General features: G+C 59.2%; 3 protein-coding genes. All 3 read left to right on the plus strand.

The window, feature by feature from the left end; translation table 11 throughout:
* The coding region (locus B4U49_RS00885) for a L,D-transpeptidase family protein (RefSeq protein ID WP_158078522.1) at positions 1–546 on the plus strand (546 nt) is incomplete at its 5' end.
* Positions 547–840: 294 nt separating this feature from the next.
* A complete protein-coding gene (locus B4U49_RS00890) occupies positions 841–2193 on the plus strand; it encodes a L,D-transpeptidase family protein (RefSeq protein ID WP_078082718.1) in 1353 nt (450 codons plus the stop codon).
* Positions 2194–2224: 31 nt separating this feature from the next.
* Positions 2225–3153, plus strand: a 929-nt coding sequence (locus B4U49_RS00895) for a peptidoglycan-binding protein (RefSeq protein ID WP_239692417.1), incomplete at its 3' end; no start/stop codon positions are given.

Here is a 3153-nt window from a genome sequence, read left to right on the forward strand (position 1 = left end):
CCCACCTGGACAGTACCGCGCAGTATTCTGGTCAATGAAATCTTGCCCAAGGCTCGCGCCAATCCTCACGGTATGGAAAACATGGGTTACCGGGTCGTAAACGGCAGTGGTGAATACCTGCCACTGAGTTCCCAGAACCTGAAGCGCGCCGCTGCCGGTGGTTTCCTGATGCGCCAGAAAGGCGGCGAGCAGAACATCCTCGGACGGGTGAAATTCGAAATCCCCAACTCAGACGACATCTACCTGCATGACACCCGCGCCAAGAGCCTGTTCGGTCTCACCGATCGCGACTACAGCCACGGTTGTGTGCGTCTGGCCAAGCCGCGGCAGCTGGCAGAGGCACTGCTGCGGGACGAGCCCGGTGACTGGAGTCGCTACCGTATCGAGCAGCTGACTACCGGTGACGAAACCACCGAGGTGCGCATGAGCAAAAACGTGAAGGTGTACCTCACCTACTGGACCGCCTGGGTCGACGGCGAGGGCCGCATGCATTTCCGCCCCGACATCTACGGCAAGGACGGCCTTGCGGTCAATCAGTTCAATTGAACACGCGCTATCGCAACCACTAGCGAACTGCATTAACCCACTTCTCTCACTGCCCACTGCACTGCCGGGTGGAAGATCCACCCGGCAGTTATTCCGAATCCTCGCGAAAGCCCCCCTCCGCATACCCCAATCTTATTTGGCGCCAATCCGGTCACAAGTTACCAATTAGAGGTATAGGGTTCGCCCACCGCACGCCAGAGCCTCGGATTCCGCGATTTCCGACCCTGCCAGCCGTGAGCCACCCGACCGCTTAATAGGCCGCTCGGCCGGTAATACGTTGATCAGGGGTCAATGATGGGTAATAGACTGGGTATTCAATTGAATCTGGGCGCCGCGGTGGTTCTTTCCCTGTCTCTGGAGTCCGCAGCCCTGGAAGCGGCAGCACAGGGCGAGACACAAACCGCAGAAACAGCGAACCCCGCTCCGGAACAGGTCACGGCCAATCGCACGTCCCCCGGCTCCAGCCAGCCTCCCAGTGACTCAGTATTCACCACGGTTTCCGGTTCCTACAGCCCATTTACCCCCTACGGTCGTCAGTACGCACTGATGCGGGAGGAACTGTCGCGCTACCGCGCCCTCAGCGAAGACGAGCACTGGCAGCCACTCCCCGCAGGGCAAACCCTAGCGCCCGGTGTGCGCGACCCACGCGTCAGGGTGCTGCGCAGCCTGCTGATGCAATACGGCGACCTGCCGACCACCGATGATATGGCCCGCGCGGAGCTGCAGGAAAAAGCCAGCGACGATTCTGCCGCGGAACACTACGACAACGAAGTGCGCATTGCGGTCGAACGTTTTCAGCGCCGCCACGGCCTGCATGCCGACGGCATCGTTGATAGTGCAACCCGCACGCACCTGAATACCCCGCCCGCCAAACGCCTCTCCACCCTGCAGGCCAACCTCGATCGCTGGCAAAAGATGCCCAAGGATCTCGGCCCCCGTCATATCGTGGTCAACATACCTGAGTACACCCTGCGCCTGATTGAGGGGGATCACGAGCAATACCGGATGCGCGTGGTGGTGGGGAAATCCAAGCATCCCACACCACAGCTGAGTACCCGCATGACCCGGGTGGTGTTCAACCCCACCTGGACGGTCCCGATAAATATCGCGGTACGTGAGCTGCTGCCCAAAGGTAGCGCCAACCTCACCGCGGGTGGCTATCGCCTGGTCAATAATCGCGGCAAATCCGTGCCTTTCAGCGGCCGCAATCTCCGCGCACTGCGTCTCGGCAGCGTGGCGCTGCAACAGCGCGGTGGCGAAGGAAACGCTCTCGGGCGCTTCAAATTCGTGATCCCCAACCAGCAGGCCATTTTCCTGCACGACACACAAAAGAAAAATCTGTTCAGCCGCAACAAACGCGCCTTTAGCCATGGCTGTATTCGTCTGGAAAAACCCCAGGAGTTCGCACAAATTGTGCTCGCCGACCAGGGCAAGCGTCCCGGCAAATGGAATGCTGAAAGACTATCGCGCTATACCTCCGGCACCCGCACCCGCGCCGTGGAACTGGACCGGCCAATACCCGTACATATCGTCTACTGGACCGCCTGGGTTGATGAAGAGGGATTACTCAACTTTCGCCCGGACATATACGGTCGCGACAACACCGGGGAAGCTGATGACAGCGCCACCGATGACAGCGTGCAATAGCAGCACCGCAGAATGAGGAATGGGGGTTCCTATGAGCAGCACCACCAAACAACAAATGCGACCCAGACACTGTCGCCATTTTTATGCCATCGTGGCACTGAGCTGCTGTGCCCTGCTGCCGCTGATGGAAACTGCAGCGGGCGAAGAACCCGAAGCCCTTGGCGAAGAGCCTAAAGTACAAGCTGAGCAAACAGAGCCAGAACAATCTGCATCAGTGCAGCAGGGAACCGTAGAGCCGAAAAAAGAAGCTGCGGCAAAACCTTTGCCCGCACCTCAGGGCAAGGAAGAAAAGAAACAAGAAGAGAAAACATCCACCGGCACACAGACCGCTGCCACCGAGCCGCAAAAAGAGGTTTCCAAGAAAAATTCCAATCCGGATAAGCAACCTTACAGCGGTGCAGATAGCGCGGTGCACTTTGCCACTGCCGGCAACCGCCTGCGGGAACAGGCGGCACGCTACCGCGAAATGAACAATCAGTGGCAAGCGATAGACCCGGGCCCGCCGCTACGTGCCGGCCATCAGGATCGGCGAGTAATGCAGCTGCGCAAGCTGTTACAGCTGTTCGGCGACTACACAGGCCAACCCGGGCCGGTATCTGACACCGATGATAATCCCGAGCGTTTTGATGCCGGGGTGCAACTGGCTGTAGAGTCCTACCAGCGCCGCCACGGCATGGTCGTCACCGGTATCGCAGACAAAGCCACACTGCGGGAACTGGAGCGCACGCCACAAGAGCTGGCGCGACTGCTGGAGCTGAATGCCAAGCGCTGGGACCAGCTGCCAGACAGCCCGGGGCAGCGCTACATTCTGGTCAACGTCCCGGACTTCCAGTTGCAACTGATCGATCGACAACGGGTCGTGCTATCCATGAAAACCGTGGTGGGCAAAAGTACCAAGCGCACACCAGAGATGACCACCAAAGTTGTGTCCGTTGTATTCAACCCCACCTGGACAGTACC

This window comes from Microbulbifer mangrovi (genome assembly GCF_002009015.1).
GTDB lineage: Bacteria > Pseudomonadota > Gammaproteobacteria > Pseudomonadales > Cellvibrionaceae > Microbulbifer > Microbulbifer mangrovi.